Annotated in this window: 14 protein-coding genes; 11 read left to right on the top strand and 3 right to left on the bottom strand. The window is 73.3% G+C overall.

Going from position 1 to position 15,465, the window contains the following annotated elements:
* Window positions 1–81 precede the first annotated feature (81 nt).
* From ACGFNV_RS41775 to ACGFNV_RS41765, 3 genes are all read left to right on the top strand, one after another.
* Window positions 82–288: a ferredoxin gene (locus ACGFNV_RS41775; RefSeq protein WP_393630401.1), complete on the top strand. Its 207-nt coding sequence runs from the start codon at window positions 82–84 to the stop codon at window positions 286–288.
* 105 nt (window positions 289–393) lie between these two features.
* Window positions 394–816 (top strand): YciI family protein, encoded by a 423-nt coding sequence (locus ACGFNV_RS41770; protein WP_393630289.1) that lies wholly within the window; start codon window positions 394–396, stop codon window positions 814–816.
* A complete protein-coding gene (locus tag ACGFNV_RS41765) occupies window positions 809–1,954 on the top strand; it encodes an RNA polymerase sigma factor (protein ID WP_393630287.1) in 1,146 nt (381 codons plus the stop codon). Before ACGFNV_RS41770 ends, ACGFNV_RS41765 begins: the two co-directional genes overlap by 8 nt.
* A gap of 72 nt (window positions 1,955–2,026) precedes the next feature.
* Here the strand turns inward: ACGFNV_RS41765 and ACGFNV_RS41760 are convergent, their stop codons facing one another.
* From ACGFNV_RS41760 to ACGFNV_RS41750, 3 genes are all read right to left on the bottom strand, one after another.
* A complete protein-coding gene (locus ACGFNV_RS41760; protein ID WP_393630285.1) occupies window positions 2,027–2,926 on the bottom strand; it encodes an aminoglycoside phosphotransferase family protein in 900 nt (299 codons plus the stop codon).
* Window positions 2,927–2,992: 66 nt separating this feature from the next.
* Window positions 2,993–3,457, bottom strand: a complete 465-nt coding sequence (locus tag ACGFNV_RS41755) for a ferritin-like domain-containing protein (RefSeq protein WP_393630284.1) — start codon at window positions 3,455–3,457, stop codon at window positions 2,993–2,995.
* A 121-nt stretch (window positions 3,458–3,578) separates the two neighbouring features.
* The gene (locus ACGFNV_RS41750) at window positions 3,579–4,130 is read right to left on the bottom strand and encodes a hypothetical protein (RefSeq protein WP_393630282.1); all 552 of its coding nucleotides are present in this window, start codon (window positions 4,128–4,130) and stop codon (window positions 3,579–3,581) included.
* A 204-nt stretch (window positions 4,131–4,334) separates the two neighbouring features.
* On the opposite strand from ACGFNV_RS41750, the gene rimP reads away from it, so the two are divergent.
* The 8 genes from rimP (at window position 4,335) to ACGFNV_RS41710 (ending at window position 15,442) form a co-directional block, all read left to right on the top strand.
* Window positions 4,335–4,838, top strand: coding sequence for a ribosome maturation factor RimP (gene rimP, locus ACGFNV_RS41745; protein ID WP_133930324.1), 504 nt, complete (start codon window positions 4,335–4,337; stop codon window positions 4,836–4,838).
* 2 nt (window positions 4,839–4,840) lie between these two features.
* Entirely contained in the window at window positions 4,841–5,848 is a 1,008-nt protein-coding gene (gene nusA / locus ACGFNV_RS41740) for a transcription termination factor NusA (RefSeq protein WP_393630280.1), read from the top strand.
* Window positions 5,849–5,964: 116 nt separating this feature from the next.
* A complete protein-coding gene (locus tag ACGFNV_RS41735; RefSeq protein WP_393630278.1) occupies window positions 5,965–6,261 on the top strand; it encodes a YlxR family protein in 297 nt (98 codons plus the stop codon).
* A 148-nt stretch (window positions 6,262–6,409) separates the two neighbouring features.
* Window positions 6,410–9,520, top strand: coding sequence for a translation initiation factor IF-2 (infB, locus tag ACGFNV_RS41730; RefSeq protein WP_393630276.1), 3,111 nt, complete (start codon window positions 6,410–6,412; stop codon window positions 9,518–9,520).
* Window positions 9,521–9,681: 161 nt separating this feature from the next.
* The gene (locus ACGFNV_RS41725) at window positions 9,682–9,975 is read left to right on the top strand and encodes a DUF503 domain-containing protein (protein ID WP_393630274.1); all 294 of its coding nucleotides are present in this window, start codon (window positions 9,682–9,684) and stop codon (window positions 9,973–9,975) included.
* A 46-nt stretch (window positions 9,976–10,021) separates the two neighbouring features.
* A complete protein-coding gene (rbfA, locus tag ACGFNV_RS41720) occupies window positions 10,022–10,468 on the top strand; it encodes a 30S ribosome-binding factor RbfA (protein ID WP_393630272.1) in 447 nt (148 codons plus the stop codon).
* The gene (gene truB, locus ACGFNV_RS41715) at window positions 10,465–11,370 is read left to right on the top strand and encodes a tRNA pseudouridine(55) synthase TruB (protein WP_393630270.1); all 906 of its coding nucleotides are present in this window, start codon (window positions 10,465–10,467) and stop codon (window positions 11,368–11,370) included. Before rbfA ends, truB begins: the two co-directional genes overlap by 4 nt.
* A gap of 256 nt (window positions 11,371–11,626) precedes the next feature.
* Entirely contained in the window at window positions 11,627–15,442 is a 3,816-nt protein-coding gene (locus ACGFNV_RS41710) for a serine protease (protein WP_393630268.1), read from the top strand.
* Window positions 15,443–15,465 lie beyond the last annotated feature (23 nt).

Here is a 15,465-nt window from a genome sequence, read left to right as displayed (position 1 = left end):
TCGCCGCCGAGGCCGACGCCCACGGCCGCTGCACCGCGACCGACCCACCCCCCCGCTGCCCGTCCCCGAGGAGAACCGGTCATGAGCACGGCCCAGCACATCGACATCGACTGGACCGCCTGCCAGGGCCACGGCCTGTGCGCGGAACTGCTCCCCGACCACATCACCCCGGACGAGTGGGGCTACCCGCTGGTCGACGGCACCCGGGTCCCCGCGCGCGCGGTCGAACGGGCCCGCAGAGCAGCGGCGGACTGCCCCGCGCTCGCCATCCGACTGGGGTCTCGATGACTGCCCAAAAAAATTTCCGACGGTGATGTCGAGAACCCGCGACCGGCTCCGTCCCCGTGGTGAAGGCGGCCACAATGGGTCGCACCAGCACCGAGGAGACACACCATGGCCAAGTACCTGCTGCTGAAGCACTACCGCGGCGCCCCGGCCCCGGCGAACAACGTGCCGATGGACCAGTGGACGCCGGAGGAGATCTCGGCGCACGTGCAGTACATGCAGGACTTCGCGGCCCGGATCGAGAAGACCGGCGAGTTCGTCGACGGCCAGGCCCTCGCCCCCGAGGGCCAGTGGGTCCGGTACGACGGTGAGGGGCGCCCGCCCGTCACCGACGGCCCGTTCGCCGAGACCAAGGACCTCATCGCCGGATGGATGGTCATCGACGTCGACAGCCACGAGCGGGCCGTCGAACTGGCCGGCGAGCTGTCGGCCGCCCCGGGTGCCGGCGGGAAGCCGATCCACGAGTGGCTGGAGCTGCGTCCGTTCCTCACCGCGTCGCCCACCGGAACGGACTGCCACGCCGGTGGATGAGGCGCTGCTCAGAAGCCTCACGCCGAGCGTGCTGACCGTCCTCGTCCGCCGCGGAGCAGACTTCGCGGCGGCCGAGGACGCCGTCCAGGACGCGCTGGTCGAGGCGGTCCGCGTCTGGCCGTCCGACCCGCCGCGCGACCCGAAGGGCTGGCTGGTCACCGCGGCCTGGCGCAAGTTCCTCGACGCGACCCGCTCGGACACCGCACGCCGCCGCCGTGAGGACCGTGTCGAGGAGGAACCGGCACCCGGCCCCACGCCCGCCGTGGACGACACGCTCCAGCTCTACTTCCTGTGCGCCCACCCCTCGCTCACCCCGTCCTCCGCCGTCGCCCTCACCCTGCGCGCCGTCGGCGGGCTCACCACCCGCCAGATCGCCCAGGCGTACCTCGTCCCCGAGGCGACGATGGCGCAGCGCATCAGCCGGGCCAAGCGCACCGTCTCCGGTGTGCGGTTCGACCAGCCCGGCGATGTCGCCACCGTGCTGCGCGTCCTCTACCTGGTCTTCAACGAGGGATACTCCGGGGACGTCGACCTCGCCGCCGAGGCCATCCGGCTCACCCGGCAGCTCGCGGCCGAGATCGACCACCCCGAGGTGGCGGGCCTGCTCGCCCTGATGCTGCTCCACCACGCCCGACGCGCCACCCGGACCGCGCCCGACGGCAGCCTGGTGCCGCTCGCCGAGCAGGACCGCGGCCGGTGGGACACCGGGTCGATCGCCGAGGGCGTCGAGATCCTGCAGGCGGCCCTCGCCCGCGACCGGCTGGGCGAGTTCCAGGCCCAGGCGGCCATCGCGGCACTCCACGCCGACGCGCCCACCGCCGAGGAGACCGACTGGGTGCAGATCGTCGAGTGGTACGACGAGCTCGCGCGCCTCAACGACAGCCCCGTAGTCCGCCTCAACCGCGCGGTGGCCGTCGGCGAGGCCGACGGACCGCGCGCCGGCCTGGCGGCGCTCGCCGCGCTGGACGACTCACTGCCCCGCCACACCGCGGTGGCGGCCTACCTCCACGAGCGCGACGGCGACCTCACGACCGCGGCACAGCTGTACGCCGAGGCGGCCCACAAGGCATCCAACCTCGCCGAACGCGACTACCTGACACGCCAGGCCGCCCGGCTCAACACCCGCCGCGGTCGCTGACCTCTCCGCTGTCCGTGCGGCGGCTCACCCAGGACACCCCCGAGCCGCCCTGCAACCAGCCCCCGAGCCGCCCTACAACCAGCCTGCGAACTCCAGCAGCAGCTCCGCGTCCTGCGGCCGCCCGACCCGCCGGGCCCGCACCCCGGACTCCACGGCGCGGAACAGCGTCCAGCCCCGCAGCCGTTCCTGGTCCACGTCCAGCGACTCGGCGAGGCGCTTGACCCGGCGCCGGGTGATCGCGGCGCCGGAGGGCGAGGCGATCAGGTCCTCCACCCGGTCCCGGACCAGTCGGGCCAGGTCGAAGGCACACTCGCCGACCACCGGATCGGGGCCCACGGCCAGCCACGGCATCCGCTCACCCGAAAGCACCTTGCTCTGCCGGAACGTGCCGTGCAGCAGCCGGTGCTCGGGCGGCGCGGCCAGCAGCTCCTCCCGGGCCGCGAGGGCCGCGTCGACCAGGGGCGCCACCTCGGCGTCGGCCGCCGCGCTCGCCCGCATCGCCTCGGCCTGCCGCCCGGTCCGCTCCACGACCGTCTCGAAGGTGTGCCCGTCCGGCGGCTCCACCCACAGCCGGCGCAGCGTCCCCGCCGCCTCCAGCAACGCCTTCGCCTCAGGCAGCGACCGCACGGACACGTCGGGATGCAGCCGCTCCAGGAGCAGCACACCCGGGGTCGACACCGGCTCGATCAGCTGTACGGCGCCCAGGCCGTCCCAGTGCGCCAGCGCGGCCCGCTCGCTCTCCGGGCGGGCCCGGGGCGGGGCCAGCTTCAGCACGGCAGGGGTCGCGTCGGCCCGCCGTACGAGCACGACCAGGCTGCTGCGGCCACCCGGCACCTGTACCCGCTCCACGGTCAACTCGCGTAGAGCAACAGCCTGTTGGACCGCCGCGGGCAACTTCTCCAACCAGTCGTCACCGGCCGGCGCGGTCTCGCCGAGCGCCCGCACCAGACGCCGCGGCGGTTCGAAAGCCATACGCGAGTCGCTCCCTTTCTGTCCGGTCCCGTGCCGTTCCGTCCGGTCCCGTCCGGTCCCTCCGGTTCACACCGGCGGTGCCGCCGACGCCGTGGCCTTGCCGGCCCGCTCGGCGAGCCCAGGGAAGGCTACGCTCTCCCCGCGCCAGCGCACCGCCCGCACCGCCGCCTCCCGCAGGGCCGTGGCCGCCTCACGGCGCCGCGCGTCCCCGGTGGCCCGGACCAGGTCCGAGTAGACCCCGGCCACGCGTTCCTCCAGCTCGCCGGCGAGCCGGACCGCCGCCGCGGAGTCCGGCACGGGGAAGGGGAGCGCGTACCCGGCGCTCGCGGCGACCGGAGTGGCGCCCAGGTCGCGCAACTCGCGCACCAGCGCGTCCCGGCGCGCCCGATGAGCGTCGTACGCCGCCCGTGCCTCAGTGCGCCGCCCCTCCTGGATCCGCCCGCCGACCACCCCGTACCCGTACACGGCCGCGTGCTCCGCCGCGAGCGCCGCCTGCAACGCCCGCAGCTCCCCGTCCTTCGCCTCGCTCACCCGACACCCTCCATCAGCTCCACGCCTCCACGCCGTACGCCCCGGTCACCCGGGCACACCTCGACCGGTCCTTCGCCGGTCACCCGGCAGAACCTCGCTCACCCGACGCCGTTCGCCCCGCTCACCCGGCACTCTCCGTCAACAGATACGCGTGCGCCGCCCCGGCCGCGGCCACCGACGCCAGCAGGCGGGCCAGTTCGCCCGGTACGGTCGCGAGCGCCGTGGTCCGCCGGTCCGCCAGGGTCCGTTCGGCAGCGGCGAGGTCGGCGAGAGCGTCGCTTTCGTTCCCCGGCACGGACGCCATGGGCGACACCGAAGGGGACGCCTCGGCATCCGCCCCGGGCGACGGAGAGGCTGTCGGCGACCCCGACCCGTCGCCCACACCCCCGAACGCCTCCCTGTGCCGTACGGCCTCCGCCCGCAGCGGTCGCAGTCGCCGCGCCAGCGCCGGATGGACGGTGATCACCGCGTCGTACCGCTCCACCAGCCCCGCGCTGTCCCGGGCCGCACGCGCGCGTGCCCGCTCGGCAGCCGACGGACCCGTGTGTGTGCCGCTGTCGGAGTCGTCGTCGGGGGAGGAGCAGCCCACGAACAGGGCGGCCCCGGCGGCCGAGGCGAGCAGGGATCTTCTGCGCGGCCCCGAGGGGGTGCGCGACGGCGAGGGGAACGGCACGGCAGACGTCCTCGGGGAACTCGTACGAAAGAAAGACCACGACGGGCGGCACGCCCGTGATCACCGTACCCGCGGTATCGCCCGTCGCCACGCACCGGCACCGCCCGTGCACAGGTGGACGGCAACACTCCCCGCGACCGGATACCCTTTGACCTGACACGCGACCCATCCCACAACAGCACACGCGGCCGAGGAGTCACCCGGATGAGCACCACCCAGAGCGAGAGGCTGCGAGAACTGCTGGAACCGCTCGTCACCTCCCAGGGCCTCGATCTGGAAGAGATCGCCGTGGACTCCGTCGGACGCAAGCGGGTGCTGCGCGTCGTCGTGGACTCCGACACCGGTGCGGACCTGGACCAGATCGCCGATGTGAGCCGCGCGCTCTCGGCGAAGCTCGACGAGACGGACGCGATGGGCGAGGGCGAGTACACCCTCGAGGTCGGCACGCCGGGCGCGGAGCGCCCCCTCAAGGAGCACCGGCACTATGTGCGCGCCACGGACCGGCTGGTGAAGTTCCAGCTGGTCGAGGGCGGCGAACTGGTCGCCCGGATCATCGAGGTCGACGACGACGGGCTCGACGTCGAGGTGCCCGGAGTCAAGGGCCGCAAGGCCACGACCCGCAGACTCGCCTTCCCGGACATCGACAGGGCGCGCGTCCAGGTCGAGTTCAATCGCAAGGACAAGAACGAGAAGGAAGAGGAGGCGTAGCCGTGGACATCGACATGAGTGCCCTGCGGGGCTTGGTACGGGAGAAGGAGATCTCCTTCCCCCTGCTGGTCGAGGCGATCGAGTCGGCCCTCCTCATCGCCTACCACCGCACCGAGGGAAGCCGCCGACACGCGCGCGTGGAGCTCAACCGGGAGACCGGACATGTGACCGTGTGGGCGAAGGAGGACCCCGAGGACCTCGAGGAGGGCCAGGAGCCCCGCGAGTTCGACGACACGCCGTCCGGCTTCGGCCGTATCGCCGCCACCACGGCCAAGCAGGTGATCCTGCAGCGCCTGCGCGACGCCGAGGACGACGCGACGCTGGGCGAGTACGCCGGCCGTGAGGGCGACATCGTCACCGGCGTGGTGCAGCAGGGCCGCGACCCGAAGAACGTGCTCGTCGACATCGGCAAGCTCGAGGCCATCCTGCCGGTGCAGGAGCAGGTGCCGGGGGAGACGTACCAGCACGGGATGCGGCTTCGGTCGTACGTCGTCCGGGTGGCGAAGGGCGTGCGGGGACCGTCGGTCACCCTCTCGCGCACGCACCCCAACCTGGTGAAGAAGCTCTTCGCGCTGGAGGTGCCGGAGATCGCCGACGGGTCCGTCGAGATCGCCGCCATCGCCCGTGAGGCCGGTCACCGTACGAAGATCGCCGTCCGGTCCACCCGTTCGGGCCTGAACGCCAAGGGCGCCTGCATCGGCCCCATGGGCGGGCGGGTGCGCAACGTGATGGGCGAGCTGAACGGTGAGAAGATCGACATCGTCGACTGGTCGGACGACCCGGCCGAGATGGTCGCGAACGCCCTGTCACCCGCTCGGGTGTCCAAGGTGGAGGTCGTCGACCTCGCGGCCCGCTCCGCGCGCGTGACGGTGCCGGACTACCAGCTGTCGCTGGCGATCGGCAAGGAAGGGCAGAACGCCCGGCTCGCCGCCCGTCTGACCGGCTGGCGGATCGACATCCGGCCGGACACCGAGCAGCCGTCCGAGCAGGCGCCCGGGCAGCCCTCGTAGGGGTGCTCGGACCGGCGGGGGAATAGATCCAAGCCGCAGCCCGCTTAGATCACGACAACAACCGTTCGATTCCTGCCCCAAAGGGGTGAGGTCGGTGCGGGGAGGTAGACTTAGCAGTGTCTGGCCGGACGCACGCCCGAGCATGCCCTGAGCGCACCTGTGTGGGGTGCCGGGAGCGAGCGGCCAAGCACGATCTGCTGCGGATCGTGGCGATCGAGGACGCGTGCGTCCCTGATCCTCGCGGTACGCTGCCCGGCCGGGGTGCGTACGTTCACCCCGCCCTGGTCTGTCTCGACCAGGCGGTACGCCGCCGGGCGTTCACGCGGGCACTGCGCGCCCCGGGAGCGCTCGACACAAAGGCGTTGCGCCGACACATCGAGCAGACAACAGTTGCCGAGCAGGCAACACCGTAAGACGTGCCGTACGGAAGCCCCCGTGCGGTTCTGGTACCTCGCGAGTCGAAAGCAGGTCGAGATTGCGATGAGCACTCGATGAGTACGCGATGAGTACGCCCATGAACTAGCGACGGTCCGGACGCAACCCGGACCTCAAAGGAGCGAAGTGGCTAAGGTCCGGGTCTACGAACTCGCCAAGGAGTTCGGTGTGGAGAGCAAGGTCGTCATGGCCAAGCTCCAGGAACTCGGTGAATTCGTCCGTTCGGCGTCTTCGACGATCGAAGCGCCTGTAGTACGCAAGCTGACCGACGCCTTCCAGGGCGGTGGCAACGGCAAGTCCGCCGCGAAGCCCGCCCCGCGCAAGGCCGCCCCCAAGCCCGGCGCGCCTTCCCCGGCGCAGTCGGCACGTCCGGCTGCCCCGCGGCCGGCCGCCCCCAAGCCTCCGGCTGCCCAGCAGCCCGCGGCTCCGTCGGCCCCGTCGGCTCCGACAACTCCGTCGGCCCCGTCGGCCCCGGCGTCGACTCCCTCGCCGGCCTCCGGCCCGCGTCCGGGCCCCAAGCCCGCGCCGCGTCCGGCCCCGGCCGCGCCGGAGTTCACCGCTCCGCCGTCGGCCCCGGCCGCCTCCGGTCCGAAGCCCGGCGGTGCGCGTCCCGGTCCCGGTGCCCCGAAGCCCGGCGGTCGTCCCGCCGCGCCCGGTCAGGGCCAGGGCCAGCAGCGTCCCGGTGGCCAGGGCCAGCGTCCCGGTGGCCAGGCGCCGCGTCCCGGTGCCCGTCCGTCCGGTCCGCGTCCGGGTAACAACCCCTTCACCTCCGGCGGCAACGCCGGCATGGCGCGCCCGCAGTCGCCTCGTCCGCAGGGCGGCCCCCGCCCCGGCGGCCACGGCGGTCCTGGTGGCGCTCCCGGCGCAGGCGCCGGTCCCCGTCCGCAGGCTCCCGGCGGCCAGGGCGGCGGTCCCCGTCCCCAGGCTCCGGGCGGCTCGCGTCCGACCCCGGGTGGTATGCCTCGTCCGCAGGGCGGCCCCCGTCCCGGCGGCGGCCCCGGCGGCCCGCGTCCGAACCCCGGCATGATGCCGCAGCGTCCGGCTGCCGGCCCGCGTCCCGGCGGCGGTGGCCCCGGCGGCCGCGGTCCCGGCGGCGGCGGTCGTCCCGGTGGCGGCGGCGGTCGTCCGGGTGGCGGCGGCGGCTTCGCCGGTCGTCCCGGTGGCGGTGGCGGCGGCGGCTTCGCCGGTCGTCCCGGCGGTCCCGGTGGCGGTGGCGGCGGTTTCGCCGGTCGTCCCGGTGGTCCCGCGGGTGGCGGCGGTGGCCGTCCCGGCTTCGGCGGTCGTCCCGGTGGTCCGGGTGGCCGTGGTGGCACGCAGGGCGCCTTCGGTCGTCCCGGCGGTCCCGCGCGTCGTGGCCGCAAGTCGAAGCGGCAGAGGCGCCAGGAGTACGAGGCCATGCAGGCCCCGTCGGTCGGCGGCGTGATGCTGCCTCGCGGCAACGGCGAAGCCATTCGCCTGTCGCGCGGTGCGTCCCTCACCGACTTCGCGGAGAAGATCAACGCCAACCCGGCGTCGCTCGTCGCGGTCATGATGAACCTCGGCGAGATGGTCACGGCCACGCAGTCCGTCTCCGACGAGACGCTGCAGCTCCTCGCCGGCGAGATGAACTACACGGTTCAGATCGTCAGCCCCGAGGAGGAGGACCGCGAGCTGCTCGAGTCCTTCGACATCGAGTTCGGCGAGGACGAGGGCGACGACGAGGACCTGGTGGTCCGTCCGCCGGTCGTCACCGTCATGGGTCACGTCGACCACGGTAAGACCCGACTGCTCGACGCCATCCGCAAGACGAACGTCATCGCGGGCGAGGCCGGCGGCATCACCCAGCACATCGGTGCCTACCAGGTCTCGACCCAGGTCAACGAAGAGGACCGCGCGATCACCTTCATCGACACCCCGGGTCACGAGGCGTTCACCGCCATGCGTGCCCGTGGTGCCCGGTCGACGGACATCGCGATCCTGGTCGTCGCGGCCAACGACGGCGTCATGCCGCAGACGGTCGAGGCGCTCAACCACGCCAAGGCGGCCGAGGTCCCGATCGTCGTCGCGGTCAACAAGATCGACGTCGAGGGTGCCGACCCGACCAAGGTGCGCGGCCAGCTCACCGAGTACGGGCTGGTGGCCGAGGAGTACGGCGGCGACACCATGTTCGTCGACATCTCCGCCAAGCAGGGTCTGCACATCGACTCCCTGCTGGAGGCCGTTGTCCTCACCGCCGACGCCTCGCTCGACCTGCGGGCCAACCCGCACCAGGACGCGCAGGGCATCTCGATCGAGTCCCGTCTCGACCGCGGCCGTGGTGCCGTGGCGACGGTCCTCGTCCAGCGCGGCACGCTGCGGGTCGGCGACACGATGGTCGTGGGCGACGCCTACGGTCGTGTGCGCGCCATGCTCGACGACAACGGCAACAACGTCGCCGAGGCGGGCCCGTCGACGCCGGTCCAGGTCCTGGGCCTGACCAACGTCCCGGGTGCGGGTGACAACTTCCTGGTGGTCGACGAGGACCGTACGGCCCGTCAGATCGCCGAGAAGCGTGCCGCCCGCGAGCGCAACGCGGCCTTCGCCAAGCGCACGCGTCGCGTCTCCCTCGAGGACCTGGACAAGGTGCTCAAGGCCGGCGAGGTCCAGCAGCTCAACCTCATCATCAAGGGTGACGCTTCTGGTTCCGTCGAGGCCCTCGAGTCCTCCCTGCTCCAGCTGGACGTCGGCGAAGAGGTCGACATCCGCGTCCTGCACCGCGGCGTCGGTGCGGTCACGGAGTCGGACATCGACCTGGCGATGGGCTCGGACGCCATCGTGATCGGCTTCAACGTCCGTGCGGCCGGTCGTGCCGCGCAGATGGCCGAGCGCGAAGGCGTGGACGTCCGCTACTACTCGGTCATCTACCAGGCGATCGAGGAGATCGAGGCGGCCCTCAAGGGCATGCTCAAGCCGGAGTACGAAGAGGTCGAGCTCGGCACGGCGGAGATCCGCGAGGTCTTCAAGTCGTCCAAGCTGGGCAACATCGCCGGTGTCCTGGTCCGCTCCGGCGAGGTCAAGCGCAACACCAAGGCGCGCCTCATCCGCGACGGCAAGGTGGTCGCGGAGAGCCTCACCATCTCCGGTCTGCGCCGCTTCAAGGACGACGTCACCGAGATCCGCGAAGGGTTCGAGGGTGGTATCAACCTCGGCAACTTCAACGACATCAAGATCGACGACGTCATCGCGACGTACGAGATGCGGGAGAAGCCGCGCGTGTAAGCGTTCGGGCTTCCGTTTCTGAGACGGTCCGGTCCGGGGCCGGTCGACGGAGAGTAAACTCCGTCGATCGGCCCCGGCCGTTCGTTGTACGGTTCTGATGTCCCCGCCGCGTGGATGGCGGGGCCATCGATCCCGTACCGGCGGGTGAACCGGTTACACACATGTATGTGGGGACGCTGTCCTTCGACCTGCTCCTCGGCGACGTACGGTCGCTGAAGGAGAAGCGCTCCGTCGTCCGCCCCATCGTCGCCGAGCTCCAGCGCAAGTACGCGGTGAGCGCGGCCGAGGTGGATCACATGGACCTCCACCGCAGGGCCGCCATCGGCCTCGCGCTGGTGTCCGGCGACGCGGGGCACCTGACCGACGTGCTCGACCGGTGCGAACGGCTGGTCGCCGGGCGCCCCGAGGTGGAGTTGCTGTCCGTCAGGCGGCGCTTCCACGGCGAAGACGACTGACGACCCCAGAGAACGACCCAGACAGGAAAGAACGGGAGACGGACCAGTGGCCGACAACGCGCGGGCCAAGAGGCTGGCGGACCTCATCCGGGAAGTAGTGGCCCAGAAGCTGCAGCGCGGGATCAAGGACCCGCGGCTCGGCTCGCACGTCACCATCACGGACACCCGGGTCACGGGTGATCTGCGGGAGGCGACCGTCTTCTACACCGTGTACGGGGACGAGGAGGAGCGGCAGGCGGCGGCCGCCGGACTGGAGAGCGCCAAGGGCGTCCTGCGCTCCGCGGTCGGCGCGGCGGCGGGCGTGAAGTTCACACCCACGCTGACCTTCGTCGCCGACGCGCTGCCCGACACCGCCCGGACCATCGAGGACCTCCTCGACAAGGCGCGCCAGTCCGACGAGAAGGTGCGCGAGGTCTCGGCCGGCGCCACCTACGCCGGCGAGGCGGACCCGTACAAGAAGCCGGGCGAAGACGAGGACGACACCGCCGAATGACCCAGAAGCCCACCCCGCCCGACGGCCTTGTCATCGTCGACAAGCCGTCGGGCTTCACTTCGCACGACGTCGTCGCCAAGATGCGGGGCATCGCCAGAACCCGCCGCGTCGGCCACGCCGGCACCCTCGACCCGATGGCCACGGGCGTCCTCGTCCTCGGCGTCGAGAAGGCGACGAAGCTCCTCGGACACCTCGCCCTGACCGAGAAGGAGTACCTGGGGACCGTCCGCCTCGGACAGACCACCCTCACCGACGACGCCGAGGGCGAGATCACGGCGTCGGTGGACGCCTCCCAGGTCACCCGCGACGCCATCGACGCCGGCATCGCCAAGCTGACCGGCGCCATCATGCAGGTGCCGTCCAAGGTCAGCGCCATCAAGATCAACGGCGTGCGCTCGTACAAGCGGGCCCGTGACGGCGAGGACTTCGACATCCCCGCCCGGCCCGTCACCGTCTCGTCCTTCGCGGTGTACGACGTCCGTGACGCCGTCGCCGAGGACGGCACCCCCGTCCTGGACCTGGTGGTGTCGGTGGTCTGCTCCTCCGGCACGTACATCCGCGCCCTCGCCCGCGACCTCGGCGCCGACCTCGGCGTCGGCGGGCACCTCACCGCCCTGCGCCGCACCCGCGTCGGCCCCTACAAGCTGGACTCCGCCAGGACGCTGGACCAACTGCAGCAGGAGCTGACGGTGATGCCGATCGCCGAGGCGGCCGCGGCCGCGTTCCCTCGCTGGGACGTCGACGCCAAGCGCGCCCGGCTGCTCCTCAACGGAGTACGGCTGGAGATGCCCGAGGAGTACGCGGGCGGCGGAGCCGTGGCCGTCTACGACCCCGAGGGACGCTTCCTCGCGCTCGTGGAGGAGCACAAGGGCAAGGCGAAGAGCCTGGCCGTCTTCGGCTGAGGCAGGCACCCGGGGCCCGGTCCGCCCGTGGAGCGGCGATCACGGGGTCCTCCACTGTCGCCGCTCCACGGTCCCCCCTCGGTTCCCCCACCCCTAGGGTTATCCAGCGGCCGCCGTTCATTCACCCGTCCGGGCAGGCGCTCGGAGTGAACCGAGGGAGTGCACGGGGGCGCGTTCGCCGCATGATCTGTCCCGCCGATCACGCCACGCCTACGGTCGAACACAGGGCACGCGTGTACGGCGGGGAGGCAGGACCATGGCGGAACGGGCCGCGCTGGACCGGTTCCGGTGGGTGGAAGAGGAAAGGGGCGGCCGGATCCCGTGGGTGGAATCGGAACAGGGCGGCCGGATCCCATGGGTGGATCAGGCTGAGAGCGGTAGCAGTGCCGCGCGAGAACCAGGCCGCCCCGGCGTCGCGCCGGAACAGCGGCCGTGGGACGGGCTCGACGCCGCCCTCGTCCGCGTCCACGACCTGGCAGGCCGCCCCCGCGGCCTGGGCTTCGTCGCGGACCACCACGGCACGGTGATCACCGCCCACGAGAGCGTCGACGGCCTGCCGCGCCTCCTCCTGCACGCCGCCGGGGACCGGCACTGCCTCGTGACCGCGGCCGACGTCACCCCGCTGCCCGCCCAGGGACTGGCCCTCGTACGCACCGAGGGGCTCGGCGTGGCCCCCCTCCCGGTCACCGTGCGGGAGCGTGTCGAGACCGGCACCTACGTCCGCCTCGCCGCAGGCTGCTGGCGCGAGGCACGGGTCCTCGGCGCGACCTCGGTGACGTACACGGCGACGGATCACCCCCATCTCATCGACGAGGCCCTCGAGTTGGCGATCGGCACGGCCGGCCGGGACGCGCTGCGGCTGGGCGGCGGAGCCGCCGGGGGACCGGTCCTCGACGCCCAGACGGGCGCCGTGCTGGGCGTCCTCGGCACCGCGCTGCGGTCCGACGCGCGCGACTGCGGGTTCGCGGTCCCCCTGCACCCCCGTGCCCTCGCCCTCGCCCGGCCCGGGGACACCTCCACCGCATGGCCCGGCCTGCTCGCCGACCTGCTCGCCCGCAACGCGGCGACGGTCCCGGCCTACGGCGCCGACCTCAACCTCGCCGGGGTCCTGGAACTGACGGCCACCTCCGTGGCGCAGGACGGCCCGCGGACCGGCACGGAGGGCACCGTCGCGGTGGCCGAGCCGGTCGAACGGACCGGCCTCGCCCGCGAGTTCGCGGCCTTCACCCGGAGCCCGTACGCCGTCCTCGGCCTCGTCGGCCCACCCGGCAGCGGCCGTACGACGGAACTCGCGGCCCTCGCCGCCCGCCGCCACCGGGGCCCCGACCCCGCCCCCACCCTGTGGCTGCGCGGCGCCGACCTGAGGGAGGACGACGAGTCCCTGGCGGACGCGGCACACCGGGCCCTGCACCGGGCGGCGCGCATCGTGGCCTCCTCCGCACCGGCCTCCCCGGTGGTGCCGGGCGACGTCGCACCGGAGCTGCTGGCCCGGCCGGCCCGTGCCGCCGGGCGCCCCCTGCTTCTGCTGCTCGACGGACCGGAGGAGATGCCTCCGGCGCTGGCGCCTCGGCTCGGCGCGTGGACGCGGGGCACGGTGAGGTGGCTGGGGGAGACGGGGGCGCGGTTGGTGGTGGCGAGCGGGGAGGAGTACTGGGAGGAGGCGGGGTTCCCGGCGGAGGTGCTGTATCGGGGGGACACCTCTGAGGCGCCGGGTGACATTCCAGCCCGTCCGGCGCTTGAGGACGAGGCCGTTCAGGCCGAAGGGGGGTCCGGGGGCACAGCCCCCGGGGACGGGACGGGCAGGGGCGGCGGGGGCGACAACCCTCCTCGGCTGCTCCCGCCCTGCGTCCGCCTCGGCGACCTGTGGGACCCGGAAGCCGCCCAGGCCCGTGCGCGCTACCGCATCCCGGACGGCAGCCTCCGCGACAGCGACGCCCGTCACCCCCTCACCCTCCGCCTCCTCGCCGAGATCCGCGCCGCGCTCCCCGACGCCCCCTTCCCCCCGCTCGACCGCGACGACGTCTTCGCGGCCTACCTGGACCTGGTGTGCCTGCGCATCGCGGTGCGGCTGGCCGCGGACGGCGGCCTGCGCGGTACGGCCGTCCGCCGGCTGGCGGCGAAGGTCTCCGGCCAGATCCACGAGGCAGCCCGGCGCAGCCTCGGCCCCGGACAGGGCGAACTGGACCGCGAGACGTTCGAGTCGCTGTTCCCGTGGGGCCCCGCCCCGGCCCGCCTCGGCGGCACCGGATGGGCCTCGGCCGCCCTCACCGAGGGCCTCGTCGTCCCCGCGGGCGGCGGCTACCGCTTCGCCCACGAGGAACTCGCCGACTGGATCCAGGGCATCCACCTCGACCTGGACGAGGCCCTGCACGCCCTGGTCCACCGCCGTACCCAGGAGGGCACGCGGCACCCCCTCCCCGTCCCGCACCACCGCATCGGCCCCGTCGTCGAGTCCCTGCTCCTCCTGGCCCGTCAGCACGGTGAGCGCCGACTCGCCTCCCGCCTTGCCGACCTGGTGCACGCCCTGGACGCCGACCCGCACTCCTGGTGGGCCGCCCGCCTGCTCTCCCGCACCCTGCTGCGCGTGGCCGACGCGACGCCGTACACCGCCGTGCTGCGCCTCCTCGCCGACCGTGTCGTCGCCTGGCGACAGCGCGGGCAGCACGTGCCCGAGGAGTTCGGCCCCGTCTTCTGGAGCGAGCTGCGCCTCCCGCAGGACCGCCGCTTCGACCTGCTGCGCCGACTCGTCCTCGCCGACCCGGCCCCGCAGGACACCGACACTCCCCGCTACCTCGACGCGGCCGCACGGTTCCTCGCCGCCGACGCCAAGGCCGTACAGCCGTACCTGACGCGCTGGTTCGACGACGAGCGGCCCCTGCCCGCGACCCCGCACGCCACCGTCGCCACGGCCGCGCAGGCCCTGCTGCACACGCACCGGCACCGGGCGATCGACGATCTCACCGAAGTCCTCGCCGACCGTGCCCACCGGCGTGCCGACGAGCTGCTCGCCGTCCTCGCCGAGGAGGAGCCGTCCGCGATCTGCCGGGCCGTCGACCGATGGGTGCGCGACGAGCGGCCGTACCGGAGGACGACAGCGGTGGAGTACGGGCTGCTGGCCGCCGCCCACGTACGCACCGAGGCCGACCGCGAGCTGCTGCGCCGCGCCGCCCTCTCCCTGATCGCCCGCCCCGCCGACTGCACCCTGCACGGCGGCGCGCTCGCCCTCCTCGTACGGGACCCGCACACCAGGGACACCCACCTCCAGCGGGCGCTGGAGCGTTTCGCCACCGGGGATCCGCAGTTCCCGCCGAGCGCGCCGGCCGCCGCGCTGCACACCCGTCCCGAGCCGGTCCTGGACGCCTTCCTGGCCCGGCTGCGCCGAGGACCGGACACCGGCGAGACCCTGCGCACGCTCGCCGACGCCACCACACCCGACCTCGCCCGCCCGGTCGCCGCCCTGGTCCGCGAGGCGGTGCGGGAGCGGCCGGAGGTCGCCGACCACGTGGCCGCGTACGTCGACCGCCGCCTCGACCTCGACCACGGACCGACCGCGCGGACCGTCCTCCGTCCGCTGGTCACCGGCCTGCTCGACGGCGGCGGCCCGGAGCGGGTGCGGGTCGCGCTGGCCGCGGTCCTCGCCGCCCCCGGCAGCGCCGGGGCCCCGGACTGCCCGTCCCTGCGCCATGAACTTCGCGAGTTCCTCCTGGGCCGGGAACACGCCCCCGCCGTCCTGAACGCTTTGCTGGACGCCGCTGTCCGGCACGGCGGCACGGGCCTGCGTGACGTCGTGCGCCGCGTCGGCCTGCGTCTCGTCCGCACCCCGGACGGCGCGACCCGTTTCGACCGCGCCCTCGTCGACCTGAGCCGTACCGTCCCCGGCTTCGCCGCGCTGATGGCCGGCTGGCTGAACGGCGCTCCCGCGGACTGGGCCGTGGTGGTCGGGCCCAGCACACGGCGGACGATCGAGAGTCTGGCGGGGTGCGAGTCCCCGCTGGAGACCGGCCCGTCGCGTGCGCCCCGTCACAGGACACATGCCGATGCGGGCCGACAGCACGCGGCATGGCACCCTTAGACCTGCGTAAGAGGTCGAAGGTA

The organism is Streptomyces sp. NPDC048751 (assembly GCF_043198595.1).
GTDB lineage: Bacteria > Actinomycetota > Actinomycetes > Streptomycetales > Streptomycetaceae > Streptomyces.
This window is presented reverse-complemented; position numbering and strand designations above follow the sequence as displayed.

What these genes read in the sequence shown, in the direction of transcription:
- ACGFNV_RS41725 (WP_393630274.1), top strand. Translation starts at nt 9,682, where the DNA reads ATGTATGTGGGGACGCTGTCCTTCGACCTGCTCCTCGGCGACGTACGG.
- truB (WP_393630270.1), top strand. Translation starts at nt 10,465, where the DNA reads ATGACCCAGAAGCCCACCCCGCCCGACGGCCTTGTCATCGTCGACAAG.
- ACGFNV_RS41760 (WP_393630285.1), bottom strand. Translation starts at nt 2,926, where the DNA reads ATGGCTTTCGAACCGCCGCGGCGTCTGGTGCGGGCGCTCGGCGAGACC.
- ACGFNV_RS41775 (WP_393630401.1), top strand. Translation starts at nt 82, where the DNA reads ATGAGCACGGCCCAGCACATCGACATCGACTGGACCGCCTGCCAGGGC.
- ACGFNV_RS41710 (WP_393630268.1), top strand. Translation starts at nt 11,627, where the DNA reads ATGGCGGAACGGGCCGCGCTGGACCGGTTCCGGTGGGTGGAAGAGGAA.
- ACGFNV_RS41770 (WP_393630289.1), top strand. Translation starts at nt 394, where the DNA reads ATGGCCAAGTACCTGCTGCTGAAGCACTACCGCGGCGCCCCGGCCCCG.
- rimP (WP_133930324.1), top strand. Translation starts at nt 4,335, where the DNA reads ATGAGCACCACCCAGAGCGAGAGGCTGCGAGAACTGCTGGAACCGCTC.